The organism is Sphingomonas sp. CCH9-E2 (genome assembly GCF_001557215.1).
Lineage (GTDB): Bacteria > Pseudomonadota > Alphaproteobacteria > Sphingomonadales > Sphingomonadaceae > Sphingomonas.
In genome coordinates this window covers 1-672 of the sequence record NZ_LSJM01000221.1, presented here as the reverse complement: position 1 = coordinate 672, position 672 = coordinate 1, and the positions used below count along the sequence as shown (strand labels likewise).

General features: G+C 63.1%; 1 protein-coding gene. It reads right to left on the bottom strand.

Translation table 11 applies throughout. The features are described from left to right. Positions 1 to 600 (bottom strand): homocysteine S-methyltransferase family protein (locus AX681_RS10285; protein ID WP_197424278.1); only part of this gene is annotated, 600 nt, incomplete at its 3' end. Positions 601 to 672 lie beyond the last annotated feature (72 nt).

The following is a 672-nucleotide window of genomic DNA, read 5'->3' as shown; positions in this document are numbered from 1 at the left end:
GCCCAGCGCCTCGCCCGCCTCGATCGCCGCCATTACGCCAGCCTTGGCGTTGAGCGTATCGAACACCGTCTCGATCAGGATGAAGTCCACCCCACCCTCGACCAGCGCATCGATCTGTTCGCGATAGACATCCTTCAGCGTATCGAAATCGATCTCGCGATAGCCGGGATCGTTGACGTCGGGCGACAGCGACAGCGTCTTGTTGGTCGGGCCAAGCGCGCCGGCGACGAAGCGCGGGCGCCCATCCTTCGCCTCGAACTCGTCCGCGATCGACCGCGCCAGCCTGGCGCTCTCGATATTGATCTCGCGCACCAGATGCTCGGCGCCATAATCGGCCTGGCTGATGCGGTTGGCGGAGAAGGTGTTGGTCTCGGCGATATCCGCCCCCGCCTCGAAATAGGCGCGATGGATGCTGGCGGGCACATCCGGGCGGGTCAGCGCGAGGATGTCGTTATTGCCCTTCTGGTCGTAGGACAGGCCAAGATTCCCGGCATAGGCGGCCTCGTCCAGCTTCCAGTTCTGGATCTCGGTCCCGAATGCGCCATCGGTGATCAGGATGCGCTTGGCCGCTTCGGCCAGCAGTTTTTCGCGTGGTGTCATCATTTTCTTCCTTAGCCCCTCCCCTTCAGGGGAGGGGTTGGGGTGGGGCCTATAATTTTGGCGGGCGGTCTC